The organism is Solimonas aquatica (assembly GCF_900111015.1).
GTDB classification, from domain to species: Bacteria; Pseudomonadota; Gammaproteobacteria; order Nevskiales; family Nevskiaceae; genus Solimonas; species Solimonas aquatica.
Genome location: NZ_FOFS01000003.1, coordinates 176019 through 191150, shown reverse-complemented (window position 1 = coordinate 191150; position 15132 = coordinate 176019). Strand labels below are relative to the sequence as shown.

General features: G+C 66.9%; 18 protein-coding genes. 3 read left to right on the top strand and 15 right to left on the bottom strand.

Going from position 1 to position 15132, the window contains the following annotated elements:
- Positions 1 to 17: 17 nt before the first annotated feature.
- The 7 genes from BMY12_RS05055 to def all read right to left on the bottom strand — a co-directional run bounded on the left by BMY12_RS05055 (position 18) and on the right by def (position 5905).
- Positions 18 to 1262: an MFS transporter gene (locus BMY12_RS05055; RefSeq protein WP_093282903.1), complete on the bottom strand. Its 1245-nt coding sequence runs from the start codon at positions 1260 to 1262 to the stop codon at positions 18 to 20.
- Positions 1263 to 1270: 8 nt separating this feature from the next.
- Positions 1271 to 1741, bottom strand: coding sequence for a 23S rRNA (pseudouridine(1915)-N(3))-methyltransferase RlmH (gene rlmH / locus BMY12_RS05050; RefSeq protein ID WP_093282900.1), 471 nt, complete (start codon positions 1739 to 1741; stop codon positions 1271 to 1273).
- Positions 1742 to 1756: 15 nt separating this feature from the next.
- Positions 1757 to 2263, bottom strand: a complete 507-nt coding sequence (gene rsfS, locus BMY12_RS20645; RefSeq protein ID WP_093282897.1) for a ribosome silencing factor — start codon at positions 2261 to 2263, stop codon at positions 1757 to 1759.
- Positions 2247 to 2912 (bottom strand): nicotinate-nucleotide adenylyltransferase, encoded by a 666-nt coding sequence (gene nadD, locus BMY12_RS05040; protein ID WP_093282895.1) that lies wholly within the window; start codon positions 2910 to 2912, stop codon positions 2247 to 2249. Before nadD ends, rsfS begins: the two co-directional genes overlap by 17 nt.
- Positions 2913 to 3014: 102 nt before the next feature.
- The gene (locus BMY12_RS05035) at positions 3015 to 4307 is read right to left on the bottom strand and encodes a glutamate-5-semialdehyde dehydrogenase (protein ID WP_093282892.1); all 1293 of its coding nucleotides are present in this window, start codon (positions 4305 to 4307) and stop codon (positions 3015 to 3017) included.
- 7 nt (positions 4308 to 4314) lie between these two features.
- Complete coding sequence (holA, locus tag BMY12_RS05030) at positions 4315 to 5355, bottom strand: DNA polymerase III subunit delta (RefSeq protein ID WP_093282890.1); 1041 nt, start codon at positions 5353 to 5355, stop codon at positions 4315 to 4317.
- Positions 5356 to 5365: 10 nt separating this feature from the next.
- Positions 5366 to 5905 carry a peptide deformylase gene (def, locus tag BMY12_RS05025; protein ID WP_093282887.1) on the bottom strand — a complete coding sequence of 180 codons (540 nt, stop codon included), beginning with the start codon at positions 5903 to 5905 and terminating at the stop codon, positions 5366 to 5368.
- A 43-nt stretch (positions 5906 to 5948) separates the two neighbouring features.
- Between def and coq7 the strand changes: the two genes are divergently transcribed.
- Positions 5949 to 6587, top strand: coding sequence for a 2-polyprenyl-3-methyl-6-methoxy-1,4-benzoquinone monooxygenase (coq7, locus tag BMY12_RS05020; RefSeq protein WP_093282885.1), 639 nt, complete (start codon positions 5949 to 5951; stop codon positions 6585 to 6587).
- 204 nt (positions 6588 to 6791) lie between these two features.
- Here the strand turns inward: coq7 and speD are convergent, their stop codons facing one another.
- Positions 6792 to 7607 (bottom strand): adenosylmethionine decarboxylase, encoded by an 816-nt coding sequence (gene speD / locus BMY12_RS05015; protein WP_093282883.1) that lies wholly within the window; start codon positions 7605 to 7607, stop codon positions 6792 to 6794.
- A gap of 128 nt (positions 7608 to 7735) precedes the next feature.
- On the bottom strand, positions 7736 to 8158 hold the full coding sequence (locus tag BMY12_RS05010) for an OsmC family protein (protein ID WP_093283226.1): 423 nt from the start codon (positions 8156 to 8158) through the stop codon (positions 7736 to 7738).
- Positions 8159 to 8249: 91 nt separating this feature from the next.
- On the opposite strand from BMY12_RS05010, the gene BMY12_RS05005 reads away from it, so the two are divergent.
- Entirely contained in the window at positions 8250 to 8879 is a 630-nt protein-coding gene (locus BMY12_RS05005; protein ID WP_093282881.1) for a cyclic nucleotide-binding domain-containing protein, read from the top strand.
- A 7-nt stretch (positions 8880 to 8886) separates the two neighbouring features.
- Here BMY12_RS05005 and trpC read toward each other — a convergent pair whose 3' ends face one another.
- From trpC to BMY12_RS04990, 3 genes are read right to left on the bottom strand one after another with little or no spacing between them, the layout of a single operon-like run.
- A complete protein-coding gene (trpC, locus tag BMY12_RS05000; RefSeq protein WP_093282878.1) occupies positions 8887 to 9690 on the bottom strand; it encodes an indole-3-glycerol phosphate synthase TrpC in 804 nt (267 codons plus the stop codon).
- Positions 9687 to 10724, bottom strand: coding sequence for an anthranilate phosphoribosyltransferase (gene trpD / locus BMY12_RS04995; RefSeq protein ID WP_093282876.1), 1038 nt, complete (start codon positions 10722 to 10724; stop codon positions 9687 to 9689). Before trpD ends, trpC begins: the two co-directional genes overlap by 4 nt.
- Positions 10724 to 11305 carry an anthranilate synthase component II gene (locus BMY12_RS04990; RefSeq protein WP_093282873.1) on the bottom strand — a complete coding sequence of 194 codons (582 nt, stop codon included), beginning with the start codon at positions 11303 to 11305 and terminating at the stop codon, positions 10724 to 10726. The genes trpD and BMY12_RS04990 overlap by 1 nt, the downstream gene beginning before the upstream one ends.
- A 343-nt stretch (positions 11306 to 11648) precedes the next feature.
- Here BMY12_RS04990 and BMY12_RS04985 point away from each other — a divergent pair, with 343 nt between their 5' ends.
- Positions 11649 to 11795, top strand: a complete 147-nt coding sequence (locus tag BMY12_RS04985; RefSeq protein ID WP_093282871.1) for a DUF3149 domain-containing protein — start codon at positions 11649 to 11651, stop codon at positions 11793 to 11795.
- On the opposite strand, the gene BMY12_RS04980 is transcribed toward BMY12_RS04985, so the two are convergent.
- The 3 genes from BMY12_RS04980 to rpe all read right to left on the bottom strand — a co-directional run bounded on the left by BMY12_RS04980 (position 11796) and on the right by rpe (position 15073).
- Positions 11796 to 12809 (bottom strand): CobW family GTP-binding protein, encoded by a 1014-nt coding sequence (locus BMY12_RS04980; protein WP_093282868.1) that lies wholly within the window; start codon positions 12807 to 12809, stop codon positions 11796 to 11798.
- 11 nt (positions 12810 to 12820) lie between these two features.
- Entirely contained in the window at positions 12821 to 14263 is a 1443-nt protein-coding gene (trpE, locus tag BMY12_RS04975) for an anthranilate synthase component I (RefSeq protein ID WP_093282866.1), read from the bottom strand.
- Between the two features lie 108 nt (positions 14264 to 14371).
- The gene (gene rpe, locus BMY12_RS04970) at positions 14372 to 15073 is read right to left on the bottom strand and encodes a ribulose-phosphate 3-epimerase (protein ID WP_093282863.1); all 702 of its coding nucleotides are present in this window, start codon (positions 15071 to 15073) and stop codon (positions 14372 to 14374) included.
- Positions 15074 to 15132: the final 59 nt, after the last annotated feature.

The following is a 15132-nucleotide window of genomic DNA, read 5'->3' as shown; positions in this document are numbered from 1 at the left end:
GACTCCCGAAACAGAACTCAAGCCTGCCGGCCGCGCAGGGTAAACGCTAGCAGACTCAGGACCAGGGCCAGCAGCGCCAGCGCGCTGCCGGCCAGCGATTGATGCACCCCGATGGCCGCGCCCAGCAGACCGATGCTGACACCGGAGAAACTGCGCATGCCCATCGCCGCCATCGCATAAAGGCCCAGCACGCGGCCGCGGATCGCCTCGGGCGCCGCCAGCTGCACCAGGGCCTGCGCCATCGAGTTGAAGGACAGCTCCAGAAAGCCGACCACGAACAGCGTGATCAGCGCCAGCGGATAGCTCGGCATCAGCGCGAAGACAATCAGCCCGCAGCACCAGAGCGTGGCCAGCAGCAGCGCGGTGCGGGCGCGCGGCGGCAGCAGGCCGCGCAGTTCCAGCAACAGCCCTGCGCACAGCGCGCCGAAGGCATCGGCGCCCAGCAGCGCGCTGTAAGCCAGACCCGCGTGACCATGGCCCAGGTCTTCGGCAAAGCCGGGCATCTGCGCCTGATAGGCGTTGCCGATCAGAAACGCCGCGCCACCGGCGAGCAGGGTCATGGCCAGAATCACCGGATGCGCGACGATCTCGCGCGCGGTGCTCAGGATGTCAGCCAGGCCGCGCACCGCGCGCCGGGCCACGGCGCCGCTGCGGAATTTCGGACCATAAGGCGCATGCCACAGCCAGAGCAGCGCCGGCAGGTAAATCAGCGCATTGACGAAGATGCCCTTGGCCGGCCCCAGCAGCAAGAGCAGACCGCTGCCCAGGGCCGGACCGCAGAGCATGCCCAGATAACGGCCGGTGGCATTCAGACGCACGGCGCTGGGCAGCTGCGCGGGCTGGACGACGTCGTGCAGCAGCACCTGGCTGGGCGTGGTCCAGAACACGCCCGCGATGCCATGCAGGATCAGCAAGACCACCGCATGCCAGATCTGCAGCACGTCGAAGGCGAACAGCAGGCCCCAGCTCAGCGACACCGCGATGAAGATCAGCATGCCGATCTGGATCAGACGGCGTGGATCGAAACGGTCCGCCAGCGCGCCCGACCACACCGAGAACAGCAGGTAAGGCACCCAGTGCGCGATCACCGCAAAACCACCGAGCGCGGGCGAGTGGAATTTCTGGAACAGCACCCAGTAGCTGATCACATGCTCGACATTGTCGGCGGCCATCGCCAGCGAATTGATCGCCAGAAAGCGGCGAAAGCCGGGATGCCGCAGGGCTTCGAAGGCGCGGGGCGGGTGCGAATGCCGAGCGGACACGGGTCCGCTCAGGCGCGGTGATACGGATGGTTCACGCGCAGGCTCCAGGCGCGGAACAGCTGCTCGGCAATCAGCACGCGCACCAGGGCGTGCGGCAGCGTGAGCTTGGACAGACTCCAGCGTGCATCGGCGCGCGCCAGCACCTCGGGCGCGTGGCCGTCGGCGCCGCCGATCAGCAGGCAGGTATCGCGCCCGGACTGCATCCACACGCCCAGTTCGCGCGCCCAGTCGGTGCTGGCGAGTTCGCGGCCGTGTTCGTCGAGCACGATCACCAGCGCGTCACGCGGCAAGGCCTTGAGCAGGCGCTCACCTTCCTGCTGCTTGGCGCGCGCCAGATCGCTGTTCTTGCCGCGTTGCGCGGGTTCGATCTCGGTCAGCTCCAGCCGGCACTCGTGCGGCAGGCGCTGCGCGTAATCCCTGTAGCCTTTCTCGATCCAGTCCGGCATGCGCGTGCCGACCGCGAGCAGCCGGATGCGCATCCGGTGAACCTCGCGCTAGCTGCGCTTCTTGGCCGGCGCCTTGCGCGGCGCGGACTTGGTCTTGCCGGCGGTCTTCTTGGCAGCCTTCTTCACGGCCTTCTTGGCCGGTGCCTTGCGCGGCTTGGCGGCCTTCACCGGCTTGGCGACGGGCTCGTCCACCGGCTCCGGCGGCGTCCAGAGTTTTTCCAGCTGATAGAAGGCGCGCGCCTGGGCCTGCATCACGTGCACGACCACGCCGCCCAGATCCACCAGCACCCACTCGCCCTGATCCTGGCCTTCGATGCCCAGGGGCTGATGACCGCTGTGCTTGGCCTTCTCCGCCACGCTCTGCGCCAGCGACTTCACATGGCGGTTGGAGGTGCCGGTGCAGATGATCATGGTGTCGGTGACCGTGGTCAGCGGCTGCACGTCCAGCACCAGAATGTCCTGGCCCTTGACGTCTTCCAGCGCTTCCAGCGCCAGCTGCGCCAGAGGTTCCAGCTTGGCGCTGGTCTTGGCCGTTTTCTTAGTGCTTGGTCGCATCGTTGTCCTGGGTCAGGGCTGCGAGGTCCGCAGCGGTCATCATGTTCAGTATCGCATCCGGCACCAGACCGCGTACCGAACGGTGCAGCTTGAGCAGGCGGCGGATGCGCGTGGAGGAGATGTCCAGGGCCGGCATCTCCAGGGGCAGCCACCAGCCGGCCGGCTGTTCATGCAGCACGGCGGCGCTCTCGGCGCGACGCGTGGCCAGCAGCTCGGCGGCCTCGACGCTGGGCTCGGGCTCGGCGCCGGGCCGGCTGATCACCGCCACATGCGCCAGCTCCAGAATCCGCCGCCAGTTGCGCCATTCATGGAAATGCTCGAAGGCATCGGCGCCCATCAGCAGCACCAGCGCGGCCTTGGGAAACTCGCTTTTCAGTTCTTCCAGGGTATCGACCGTCCAAGACACACCGTCACGGCGCAGCTCGCGATCGTCCACCACCAGGCCCTTCTCGCGACGGGTGGCGGCGCGCAGCCATTCCAGACGCCGCTGCGGCGAGACCCGCGAATCCGGCCGGTGCGGGGCGCGCGCCGTGGGAATCAGCCGCACCTGCGTGAGGTCCAGGCGCTCCCGCGCCTCGATGGCAACACGCAGATGGGCATTGTGCAAGGGCGCGAAGGCACCGCCGAAGACGCCGATTGCTTTCAGCATCGTGAGGCGTGAACGCCAGCTGGTGCAGCAGGGGGACGCATGCCGGCGACAGACGGGCCAGAAGCGCGCGCGCCGACCACCTGGCGTTGCGCCTCAGGCGCCTCAGCGCACACTGCCGTCACCCAGCACCACCCACTTGAGCGAGGTCAGGCCTTCCAGGCCCACGGGGCCGCGGGCGTGGAATTTGTCGGTGCTGATGCCGATCTCGGCGCCCAGGCCGTATTCGTAGCCGTCGGCGAAGCGCGTCGAGGCATTGACCATCACCGAGGAGGAATCCACCTCACGCAGGAAGCGGCGGATCTTCGTGTAGTTCTCGCTGACGATGGCGTCGGTGTGATGCGAGCCGTAAGTCTCGATGTGATCGATGGCCTGATCCAGGCCGCTGACCACGCGGATCGAGAGAATCGGCGCCAGGTATTCGGTGTGCCAGTCTTCCTCGCTGGCCGGCTTGGCTTCCAGCAGGATCTTGCGCGTGGCCTCGCAGCCGCGCAGCTCGACACCGGCTTCGGTGTAGATCTCGGCCAGGGTCGGCAGCACGCGCGCGGCGATGGCCTGATCCACCAGCAGGGTTTCCATGGTGTTGCAGGTGCCGTAGCGCTGGGTCTTGGCGTTCACCGCCACCGCCACCGCTTTTTCCAGATCGGCCTCGGCGTCGATGTAGACATGGCAGATGCCGTCCAGATGCTTGATCACCGGCACGCGCGCGGCCTGCGAAACCGCCGCCACCAGGCCCTTGCCACCGCGCGGGATGATCACGTCCACGTACTGCGGCATGGCCACCATCTCGCTGACCGCGCGACGGTCGGTGTTGTCCAGCACCTGCACCACGTCGCGGCTCAGGCCGGCGTCGGTGAGCGCGCGTTCCAGGCAGCGCGCAATGGCCAGATTGGAACGCAGCGCCTCGGAGCCGCCGCGCAGGATCGCGGCATTGCCCGACTTCAGGCACAGCGCCGCGGCGTCGGCGGTCACGTTCGGCCGCGATTCGTAAATGATGCCCACCACGCCCAGGGGCACGCGCATGCGTCCGACCTGGATGCCGGAAGGCCGCAGCTTCATGTCGGTGATCTCGCCCACCGGGTCGGGCAGATTGGCGACTTCGCGCACGCCCTCGGCCATGGCCTCGATGCGCTTGTCGTTCAGCTCCAGACGATCCAGCAGGGACTCGTCGAGCTTGTTGGCGCGGCCTTCACGCAGGTCCTGGGCATTGGCCTCCAGCAGCGCCTTGCGCTCATCGACGATGGCCTGCGCCAGGGCGAACAGCGCGGCGTTCTTGGTGCCGGTGTCGGCGCGGGCGATGCCACGCGCAGCCGCGCGCGCACGCGCGCCGCGATCCTGCATGTAGGCAACGATATTGTCCGCTTTGACGCGGGTGGTCTTGCTGGCAGCCGAACTCATGCTCGTTCTAGGCGTGATTGGGGGACCGGGCCGGGCTGCGGCGCGGCGCCGCCCCGCTGGCGGCGAGCACCAATGTTAGCAATTCTTCCCAGGCGGCCGCCTCCTGGCCGGTTTTGACCATCTGGTCGATCTGCGCGGCCCGCGCCATCCAGGCCAGACCCTCGGCCGGCCGTACGCGCGGCAGGGCCTTGAGGTACTGCGCCTGCTGGAAGCGCCGTACCCCGGCGGCATCGAGCGCGGCAGAGGGCTCGCGCAGGCGCGGCAGCTGGATTGCGGCGCGCGCCAGCGAGCGCAGACACCAGACCAGGGCGCCTAGAATCTCCAGGGGCGCATAGCCTTCCTCGCGCAGGCGCTGCAGGCTGCGCACCGCGCCCTGCGCATCGCCGGCGAGCACGCGCTCGTTGAGATCAAAGGCCTCGAAGCGCGCACTGTCGGCCACCGCGCCGGAGAGATCCTCCACGCTGACGCGCTGGTCCGGAAACAGCAGCTTGAGCTTGGCCACGTCCTGCGCCGCCGCCAGCAGATTGCCCTCGGTGCGCTCGGCGAGCAGGCGCACGGCCTCGGCATCGGCCTGCACGCCGGCGCTGTGCAGACGCTCCTGCAGCCAGGGCAGGAATTCGCTGGTCTTCACCGGCCAGACGTAGAGACTGGCGCCGGCATTGTCCAGGGCCTTGTACCAGCTGGCCTCGCGGGCACGGGTGTCGAGCGCGCCGCAGATCACCAGCAGCAGCACGTCCTGCGGCGGTTTCTGCGCGATCTCCAGCAGCATCTTGCGGCCGCCATCGTCGGGGCCGGTGGCCATGCGCACCTCGATCAGGCGGCGGCTGGCGAACAAGGACAGGCTGGCGCAGGCATCGGCCAGCTTCTGCCAGTCGAAGCCGCGCTCGGGGTTGAGCACCTCGCGCTCCTCATAGCCCTGCCGGCGCGCGGCGGCGCGGATCGCATCCAGGGCCTCCTCGATGAGCAGCGGTTCCTCGCCGGCGATCAGGTAGATCGGCGCCAGGGTCTTGGCCAGATGCGCGGACAGCTGTGGGGCACGAAGTTGCATGCTTGGGGATTCACTCGTCGCGGCTGGCATCGAGGCCCGGGAACAGCACCTCGGTGTAGCCGAACTGGGAAAAGTCGCGGATGCGCGAAGGATACAGGCGCCCGAGCAGATGGTCGCATTCATGCTGCACGACGCGGGCGTGAAAGCCCTCGGCGATGCGCTCGATGGCGCCGCCCTGCGGGTCCAGGCCGCGATAGCGGATGCGCATATGACGCGGCACCTTGCCGCGCAGGCCCGGCACCGAGAGGCAGCCTTCCCAGTCCTCCTGCATCTCGCTATCCAGGGGCTCGATCACGGGATTGAGCAGCACCGTCTGCGGCACGGCGGGGGCGTCCGGGTAGCGCGCGCTGCGCTCGAAGCCGAAGATCACCAGCTGCAGGTTCTCGCCGATCTGCGGCGCCGCCAGGCCCACGCCGCCGGCCGCCTGCATGGTCTCGAACATGTCCGCCAGCAGGCCTTGCAGCTCGGGGCTGCCGATCAGCGCCGCCGGCACTGGCGGCGCAACCCGCAGCAGGCGGGCATCGCCCATCTTCAGAATCTCGCGGATCACTCGGGCCTCCTGCGCCTGCCGGGCTTCGTCGTAGAATCGGGATATGAAACGCGAGTATCGCCCCGTCGATCCCCTGCTGTCGCTGCTGGGCCGTGGCCTGGCCACCCTGGCCGGCGCGCAGAGCAGCGCACGCGGCAATCCCGGCGGCGCGCAGCCGGAAACCGAGCTGGACGAAAGCCAGCGCCGGCATATCGCCGGGCTGATGCGCGTGAACCACGCCGGCGAAGTCGCCGCACAGGCCCTGTACCAGGGCCAGGCGCTTACCGCGCGCAATCCCGCCACCCGCCAGCAGCTGCTCGCCGCCGCGCGCGAGGAGCAGGATCATCTGCGCTGGTGCGAGGAACGTCTGCGCGAGCTGGGCGACGGCCCCAGCAAGCTCCAGCCGCTGTGGTACGCCGGCTCCTTTGCCATCGGCGCGCTGGCCGGCGCCGCCGGTGACCGCGTCAGCCTGGGTTTCGTCGACGAAACCGAGAAGCAGGTTTCCGAACACCTGAGCGAGCATCTGGCGCAGCTGCCGCAGGATGATCAGCGCGACCGCGCGATTCTCGAAACCATGCGCGCCGACGAAGAACGCCACGGCGCGCAGGCCCGCGAAGCCGGCGGCGCCCCCCTGCCCGCCCCCGTGCGCGGCCTGATGCGGCAGGTGGCCAGGGTGATGAAGTTCGGCGCGTACCGGATCTAGAAAAGCGTTCAAGAATCACGCAAAGGACGCAGAGGCGCAGCTGAAGATTCGGGCCTGCTGCTGATCCGGAGCCGTGCCGTCCGCGTGGCCAGCGCCCCGTGAAGCCTTTTTGCGCCTTTGCACGCTTCTTGAAAAGCCTGCACACCGCGCAAGAAAAAGGGCCGCACTCGGCGGCCCCTGACAACCCTCACCCGCGTGTGGCGCTCAGCGCGAAATGTTCATGCCATAGAAGATTTCGCTGATCTCGTGGTTCACGTTCTCGCGGATTTTCTTGGCTTCGCGCGGCGGCAGCTCGGTGACGCCTTCGCCGAACAGATAGGTGTCCAGATCCAGTTCCTTCAGGCGCATCTTGGTGTGGAAGATGAACTCCTGATAGACGTTGACGTCGATCATCTGATAGCGGTCCTTGATGTCCGCGCTCAGGAAGTCCTGGATCGACTCCACCGAGTGGTCGATGAAGTGCTTGGCGCCGCGCACATTGCGGGTGAAGCCGCGCACGCGGTAGTCCATCACCACGATGTCCGACTCGAAGGACTTGATCAGATAGTTCAAGGCCTTCAGCGGCGAAATCTTGCCGCAGGTGGAGACGTCGATATCGGCGCGGAAGGTGGAGATGCCGTTGTCGGGATGCGTCTCCGGATAGGTGTGCACGGTGATGTGCGACTTGTCCAGGTGCGCGACCACGGAGTCCTTGTCGCCCTTCTTCTTGCCCGGCGTCGGCAGGCCGTCGTGATGGCCTTCCGAAATCAGCATGGTCACCGAGGCGCCCTGCGGATCGTAGTCCTGGCGCGCGATGTTGAGGATGTTGGCACCGATGATGCGCGCCACCTCGGTGAGGATGGCGGTCAGGCGCTCGGCGTTATAAGCCTCGTCGATGTACTCGATGTACTCCTGCTGATGCTGTTTGCTGCGCGCATAGCAGATGTCGTAGATGTTGAACGACAGCGACTTGGTCAGATTGTTGAAGCCCAAGAGCTTGAGCTTCGGATTGTCCGTGCGTTTCGGCTTGGCCTTGGCCAATGCAGTACTCCCATCCTTGTCAGCGAATGCCACAGGGCCGGCACCAGGCCGGCCCGTTTTGAAGCGGCGGATTATGCGGTAAAACGACGGCAAATGCGTGACATCGCCGCCGGGCGGTTCCGGGCGGCTTATTCCGCTTCGCGAATCTCGTAGGAGTGGCTGATGGCCACGCCGCCACGGCTCAGCATGATCGAGGCCGAGCAGTATTTTTCCGCCGACAGCTCCACCGCGCGGCGTACGTGGTTTTCCGACAGCCCCCGCCCGGTGACCACGAAGTGCATGCGGATGGCGGTGAACACCTTGGGCTCGGTTTCGGCGCGTTCGGCCTCCAGCTCCACCCAGCAGTCCGTCACCTTCTGCCGCGCCTTTTTCAGAATCAGGTGCACGTCCACCGAGGAGCAGGCGCCGACGCCCATCAGCACCAGCTCCATGGGACGCGGGCCCAGATTGCGGCCGCCGATTTCCGGCGGACCGTCGATCACCACGGCATGACCGCTGCCGCTCTCGGCAATGAAACTGGCATTTTCCGACCACTTGACGCGGGCTTTCACGAAAGCGCTCCACAAATCTTCAGGTAACTGGTGTGATATTTTCCACGAATAAGACGAAGGCGGGTAAATCGCCGTCAGGGAGCTTTCCCCAATGCTGACCAAACCGGCCGTGCAGGCTTTTGCCCAGCAGGCTCACAAACGCAGCTTTTCGCCGCGGCACACGGTGATTCACGCCGGCGATCCGCCGCAGTCGCTGTACCTGATTCTCGAAGGTTCGGTCAGCGTGCTGCTGGAGGATCAGCATGGCCGCGAGATCGTGCTGGCCTATCTGGGGCCGGGCGAATTCTTCGGCGAGCTCTGCCTGTTCCCGGAGCAGGAGTCGCGCACCGCCATCGTGCGCACCCGCGCGCCGACGCTGGCGGCGGAGATGGGCTATCAGGCCTTTCTGGATTTCACCAAGCGCTATCCGGACATCATGTTCGATCTCGCCGGACAGCTGGCCAACCGCCTGCGCGACACCACCGGCCGCCTGGTCGATCTGACCTTCCTGGACGTCACCGGACGCATGGCGCGCACCCTGCTGAACCTGTCGAAAAAACGCGACGCGCAGCCGCATGAGAAAGGCACCCTGATCAAGACCAGCCGTCAGGAGCTGGCGCGGCTGGTGGGCTGTTCGCGGGAAATGGCCGGCCGCGTGCTCAAGCGCCTGGAAGAGCAAGGCACGGTGAGCAGCAAGGGCCGCAGCATCCTGATCCTGGGCGTCCGCAAGCCGGGCGCCTGAGCCGCCCTCAGGCGATCAGCGCACGCAGCGCGGCGCCCGGCCGCTCCTGACGCATCAGGGATTCGCCGACCAGAAACATCTGCACGCCGTGCGCGCGCATGTGCGCGACATCGGCGGCGCTGCCGATGCCGCTTTCGGTGACCACCGGCAGCTGGGCCGGCAGTCTCGGCAGCAGATCCAGCGTGGCGTCCAGGCTGGTGGCAAACGTGCGCAGATTGCGGTTGTTGATGCCCAGCAACCAGCCCTCGCCCAGACCCGCCGACAGCACCTGCTCCAGCTCCTCGCCGTCGTGGATTTCCACCAGCACATCCAGCTGCCAGTGCCGCGCGCAGTCGTAGAGCGCCTTGAGCCTTGCGGGCTCCAGCGCCGCCGCAATCAGCAGCACCGCATCGGCACCGATGGCACGCGCTTCGATGATCTGCGTCTCGTCGATCAGAAAATCCTTGCGGATCGCCGGCAGGCTGCAGGCGGCGCGCGCCTGCACCAGAAAGGCGTTGTGGCCCTGAAAGAATTTTTCATCGGTCAGCACCGACAGGCAGGCCGCACCGCCGGATTCGTACTGGCGCGCCAGCCAGGCCGGATCGAAGTCCTCGCGGATCAGGCCCTTGCTGGGCGAGGCCCGCTTGATCTCGGCAATCACGCCGGCGCCGCCGGCTGCGAGCCGGGCCTGCAGCGCGCGGATGAAGCCGCGCGGCGCCGGCGCCGCGCGCGCCAGGGTTTCCAGCTCGCCGCGCGTATAGCGCCGGGCCAGCAGATCGATCTCGACGCGCTTGCGTTCGAGAATGGTGTCGAGGATATCGGCCTTGCTCATGAGCCTGCCTTGATGAGCTGAGTGGTGGCGACGAAGGCATCGAGCCGCTGGCGCGCCGCGCCGGAGGCGATGGCCTCGCGCGCCAGCGCCATGCCCTGCGCAATCGAGTCGGCGCGCCGCGCCGCGTAAATCGCCGCGCCGGCGTTGAGCACCACGATCTCGCGCGCCACGCCGTCCTGATTGTTCAGGGCTTCGAGCAGACGCGCCTTCGACTCCGCCGCATCGGCCACGCGCAGCTGCTGGCTGCCGGCCATGCGCAGGCCCAGCTCCTCGGGATGGATTTCGTATTCGCGCAGCTCGCCTTCGCGCAGCTCGCCCACCAGGGTCGCGGCGCCCAGGGTGATCTCGTCCATGCCGTCCTTGCCCCAGACCACCAGGGCATTGCGCGCGCCCAGGCGCTGCAGCACACGGATCTGGATGCCGACCAGATCGGGATGGAACACGCCCATGAGAATGTTCGGCGCGCCGGCCGGATTGGTCAGCGGCCCCAGGATGTTGAACATGGTGCGCACGCCCATCTCCTTGCGCACCGGCGCCACCGCCTTCATCGCCGGATGATGATTGGGCGCGAACATGAAACCGATGCCGCAGGCCTCGATGCAGGCCGCGACCTGCTCGGGCTGCAGATCGATGACCGCGCCCAGGGCTTCGAGCACATCGGCGCTGCCGGACTTGCTGGAGACGCTGCGATTGCCATGCTTGGCGATGCGGCAGCCTGCGGCGGCCGCCACGAACATCGAAGCCGTGGAGATGTTGAAGCTGTGCGCGCCATCACCGCCGGTGCCGACGATATCGATGAAATGCGGATGCGGCGCCACCGCCACCGGCCGCATCAGCTCGCGCATCACCTGCGCAGCGGCGGCCAGCTCACCCACGGTTTCCTTCTTCACGCGCAGGCCGGTGAGAATCGCGGCAATCATCACCGGCGAGACCTCGCCGGTCATGATCTGCCGCATCAGGCCGATCATCTCGTCATGAAAGATCTCGCGATGCTCGATGACCCGCTGCAGCGCGGCCTGTGGCGTGAGGCTCATCAGTAACGCTCCAGGAAATTCTTCAGCAGCTGATGGCCGTGCTCGGTGAGGATGGACTCGGGGTGAAACTGCACGCCCTCGATGGCCAGGGTCCTGTGCTTGAGGCCCATGATCTCGTCCATGCTGCCGTCGGCATGCTGGGTCCAGGCGGTGATCTCGAAGCAGTCCGGCAGGCTTTCCTTCTCCACCACCAGCGAGTGATAGCGCGTGGCGCGATACGGTGAAGGCAGGCCCTGGAACACACCGCCATCGCGGTGATGGATATCGCTGGTCTTGCCGTGCATCACCTCGCGCGCCCGCTTGACCACGCCGCCGAAGGCCTGGCCGATGGACTGATGGCCCAGGCACACGCCGAGTATGGGAAAGCGGCCCTTGAGCTGCGCGATCAGCGGCAGACAGATGCCGGCCTCGTTGGGCGTGCAGGGTCCCGGCGAGAGCACGATGTGGCGGGGATTCTTCGCGGCCACCGCCTCGACCGTGATCTGGTCATTGCGGTGTACCTGAACCTCCACGCCCAGCTCGCCGAAATACTGCACGAGGTTGTAGGTGAAGGAATCGTAGTTGTCGATCATCAGCAGCATGGGTCACTTCCAAAAAAGGGATTGAAACGGGATTGCAGACCAGATGCCCCCATGGGCCGGGCGCGCCGCAGGGCGCGTCGGGGGCTTGCCGTTTCTAGTGACGCCAACGATCCATGAAAAACTCAGCTGTCGAAAACAATACCGGAGGCCGTGATTCTACCGAGGTCGGCAGCGCAAGACGAATGCCATGCCGGCCGCGCAGGATCTGGGGCGCAAGGCGTTTGCGGCGTGGCGGCTAGCATGAAGCGGCGAGAGGCTCATTGATGATCATCAGCGCCAGCAAGCGATCGCGGTGCTGGACTAACCCGGTTGCCTTTCGCAACGCCGCTAGCGGGAGAATGCGATGAAACTGTTCGTCGATTTCTTCACCACCGATGTCGGCCTGATGAGCGCCGGCGTGATCTTCTTCATCATCGGCATGGCGTTCTATCTGATCAGCTACGCACGCCGGCACATGCGCGAGGAACTGGCGCAGCAGACGCGCCACTGATCAGGCGCCGGCTTCGGCGTCTGGCGCCAGACAGGCGTCCAGCCTGGCCTTCAGCGCCTCGGCGTCGAAGCCGCTGCGCGGGCCGATCAGCACCAGTTCGGTCAGCGGCGGCATCCCGCCCCAGGGCGGACCGTCGCTGAAGGCGCGATAGCTGCCGACCATCTGGAACAAGGTGGCCAGCGGGTAGTGCTGGATGTGCAGCAGGCCCTTGGCGCGGATCACCTGCCCGCGCAGCTGCGCAAGCAATTCCTCGAAGGCCTTGCGCCGCAGCGGCCGCTGGCTGCGGTAAGCGAGACTCGCGAAGGGATGCGCGCTGGTATCCAGCTCCGGCATCGGCCGCAGGCCGGCGTTCTGGCGATGCTCGTCGCCGAGAATCAGCTCCAGCGGCACGCTGCCGTCGGCGGATTCCAGAATGTGCGCGCCGGGCATCAGCTGCTCGATCAAGGTTCGCGCGTGCGCCCGCTGCTCGGCGCTGGCCAGTGCGGTCTTGTTGAGCAGCACCAGATAGGCCGCCTGCACCTGGCGCTCGAACAGCGGCCAGTACTCGCTGTCGCGCGCGTCCACGGCGTGCTGCGCGTCCACCACCGTCACCACGTTTTCCAGGTAGGCGCGGTCGCGCAGCTTCGAGGTGACGAAGCTGAACACGATGTTGAGCGGATCGGAGACGCCGCTGGTCTCGATCAGGATCTGCTCGGGCGGCTGCGGGTCGTCGAGCATCTGCTGCACGCCGGCGATGAGATCGTCGCGGATCGTGCAGCACACGCAGCCATTGGCCAGCTCCACGCGCTGCGCCTCGGCCTTCACGATCAGCTTGGCATCGATGTTCAGCTCGCCGAAGTCATTGACCAGCACCGCGAAGCGCCGTCCCTGCGCCTGCGCGAGCAGGCTGTTGAGCAGCGTGGTCTTGCCGGCGCCGAGAAAGCCGCCGATCAGGGTGATGGGCGTGAGCTTGAGGCCCGAGGCTTCGCGAAATGCCGCGAAGCGGCGCACCGGATCCAGCAGTCCGCCGCTCATTGCGTGGCGCCTCAGGTGCTGACGCTGGCGGCGGCGCGCAGCATCGCGGCGGCCTTGTTCATGGTCTCTTCCCACTCGGATTGCGGCACCGAGTCGGCGACCACGCCGCAGCCGGCCTGCACGTGCACCTGGCCGTCCTTGATCACCGCGGTGCGGATCGCAATGGCGGTGTCCATGTTGCCATCCCAGCCCAGATAACCGACCGCGCCGCCGTAGATGCCGCGCTTGACCGGTTCCAGTTCGTCGATGATTTCCATCGCCCGCACCTTGGGCGCGCCCGAGAGCGTGCCGGCGGGGAAGATCGCGGCCAGGGCGTCGAGCGCATCGAGTCCGGCTTTGAGCTGGCCGGTGACGTTGGAGACGATGTGCATGACGTGGCTGTAGCGCTCGATGACCATCTTCTCGGTCAGCCGCACGCTGCCGATCTGCGCCACGCGGCCCACGTCATTGCGGCCGAGGTCGATGAGCATCAGATGCTCGGCGATTTCCTTGGGGTCCGCCAGGAGCTCGGCGGCCAGCGCGGCGTCGGCCTCGGGGGTGGCGCCGCGCTTGCGCGTACCGGCGATGGGCCGCACCGTGACCAGGCCGTTCTCCACGCGCGCCAGCACTTCCGGCGAGGCGCCCACCACGTGGTGATCGCCCAGGTTCATGCAGTACAGATAGGGCGAGGGATTGAGGCTGCGGATGGCGCGGTACAGCTGCAGGGGATCGGCCGTGAACGGCGCCGACAGCCGCTGCGAGGGCACCACCTGCATGCAGTCGCCGGCGGCGATGTAGTCCTGGATCCGGCGCACCGCCGCCTTGAACGGCTCCTGGCCGAAGCTGGAGACGAAGGGCAGTTCCTGACCCGTGCTGCGGTTCAGCGGCGCGGCGGGCACCGGCTGCGCCAGCTGCGCGGCGATCTCGTCCAGCCGCCGCTGCGCGCGCGCCTGATCGGCGGCATCACCGATGGCGGCATGCGTGATGATGCGCAGGCTGGCGCGCTGGTTGTCGAACACCACCAGCTCGTCGGCACGCATCAGCAGGATGTCGGGCACGTCCAGCGGATCGGGCTTCACCGTCGCGGCGAGCTTGGGCTCGAAATAGCGCACGCAGTCGTAGCCGAAATAGCCGACCAGGCCGCCGGAGAAACGCGGCAGGCTGGCATCGGGCTGCACGCGGTAGCGCGCCGCGTATTCGCGCACGAAGGCCATGGGATCCGCCAGCGTCGCGCGCTCCACGATCTGGCCGTCGCGCAGCACGCTGAGCTGCTGGCCGCTGATGCGCAGCACCTCGCGCGAAGGCAGGCCGATGAAGGAGTAACGCCCCCACTGCTCGCCGCCGACCATGGATTCGAGCAGGAAGGAATAGGCGGCACTGGCGCCGCTGCCGGCGAGTTTCAGGTAGGCACCGACGGGGGTATCGAGGTCGCCGGGCAGTTCGCGCGTCAGCGCGACATGGGTGTAAGCAGTCATGGGAAGGTAAAGCGTCCTTGGGCAAGGTTCAAAAACACGGGCAAACGCAGCGTCAGACAGTGGTGCCTCGCCACCATCGCCAGGACTGCTGGACCGTGTTCTTGCGCTTCACGATTGTTTGTTCCCCAGCGCGATCTGTTCGCGCATGGCGGCGATTGTAGCCGCATAGTCCTTGTTACCAAAGATGGCACTGCCGGCCACGAAGGTGTCGGCGCCGGCGGCGGCGATCTCGGCGATGTTGTCGGTCTTCACGCCGCCATCGATCTCCAGGCGGATTTCGCGGCCCGGATTGGCCTTGACGTAGGCATCGATCAGCGCGCGCGCCTGGCGCAGCTTGGGCAGCGCAGCCGGAATGAAGCTCTGGCCGCCAAAGCCGGGGTTCACCGACATCAGCAGCACCATGTCCACCTTGTCCATCACGTACTGCAGGCAGTCCAGGGGCGTGGCCGGGTTGAACACCAGGCCGGCCTTGCAGCCGGCGGCGCGGATCGCCTGCAGGCTGCGGTCGATGTGGCGCGTGGCCTCGGGATGGAAGGTGATGTAGCTGGCACCGGCCTTGGCGAAAGCCGCCGCCAGCTCGTCCACCGGCTCGATCATCAGATGCACGTCCAGCGGCGCGCTGATGCCGTACTTGCGCAGCGCCTCGCAGATCGCCGGGCCGAAGGTGAGATTCGGCACGTAGTGATTGTCCATGACATCGAAGTGCACGATGTCGGCACCGGCGGCCAGCACCTTGGCGACGTCATCGCCCAGGCGCGCCAGGTCGGCGGAAAGGATGCTGGGTGCGATCTGCGGCGCGAGCTTGGCCATGACAGTGGCGATCCGGTGGAAAAAAGCCGGCCGGCATTATTCCAGATTCATCGCGGCTT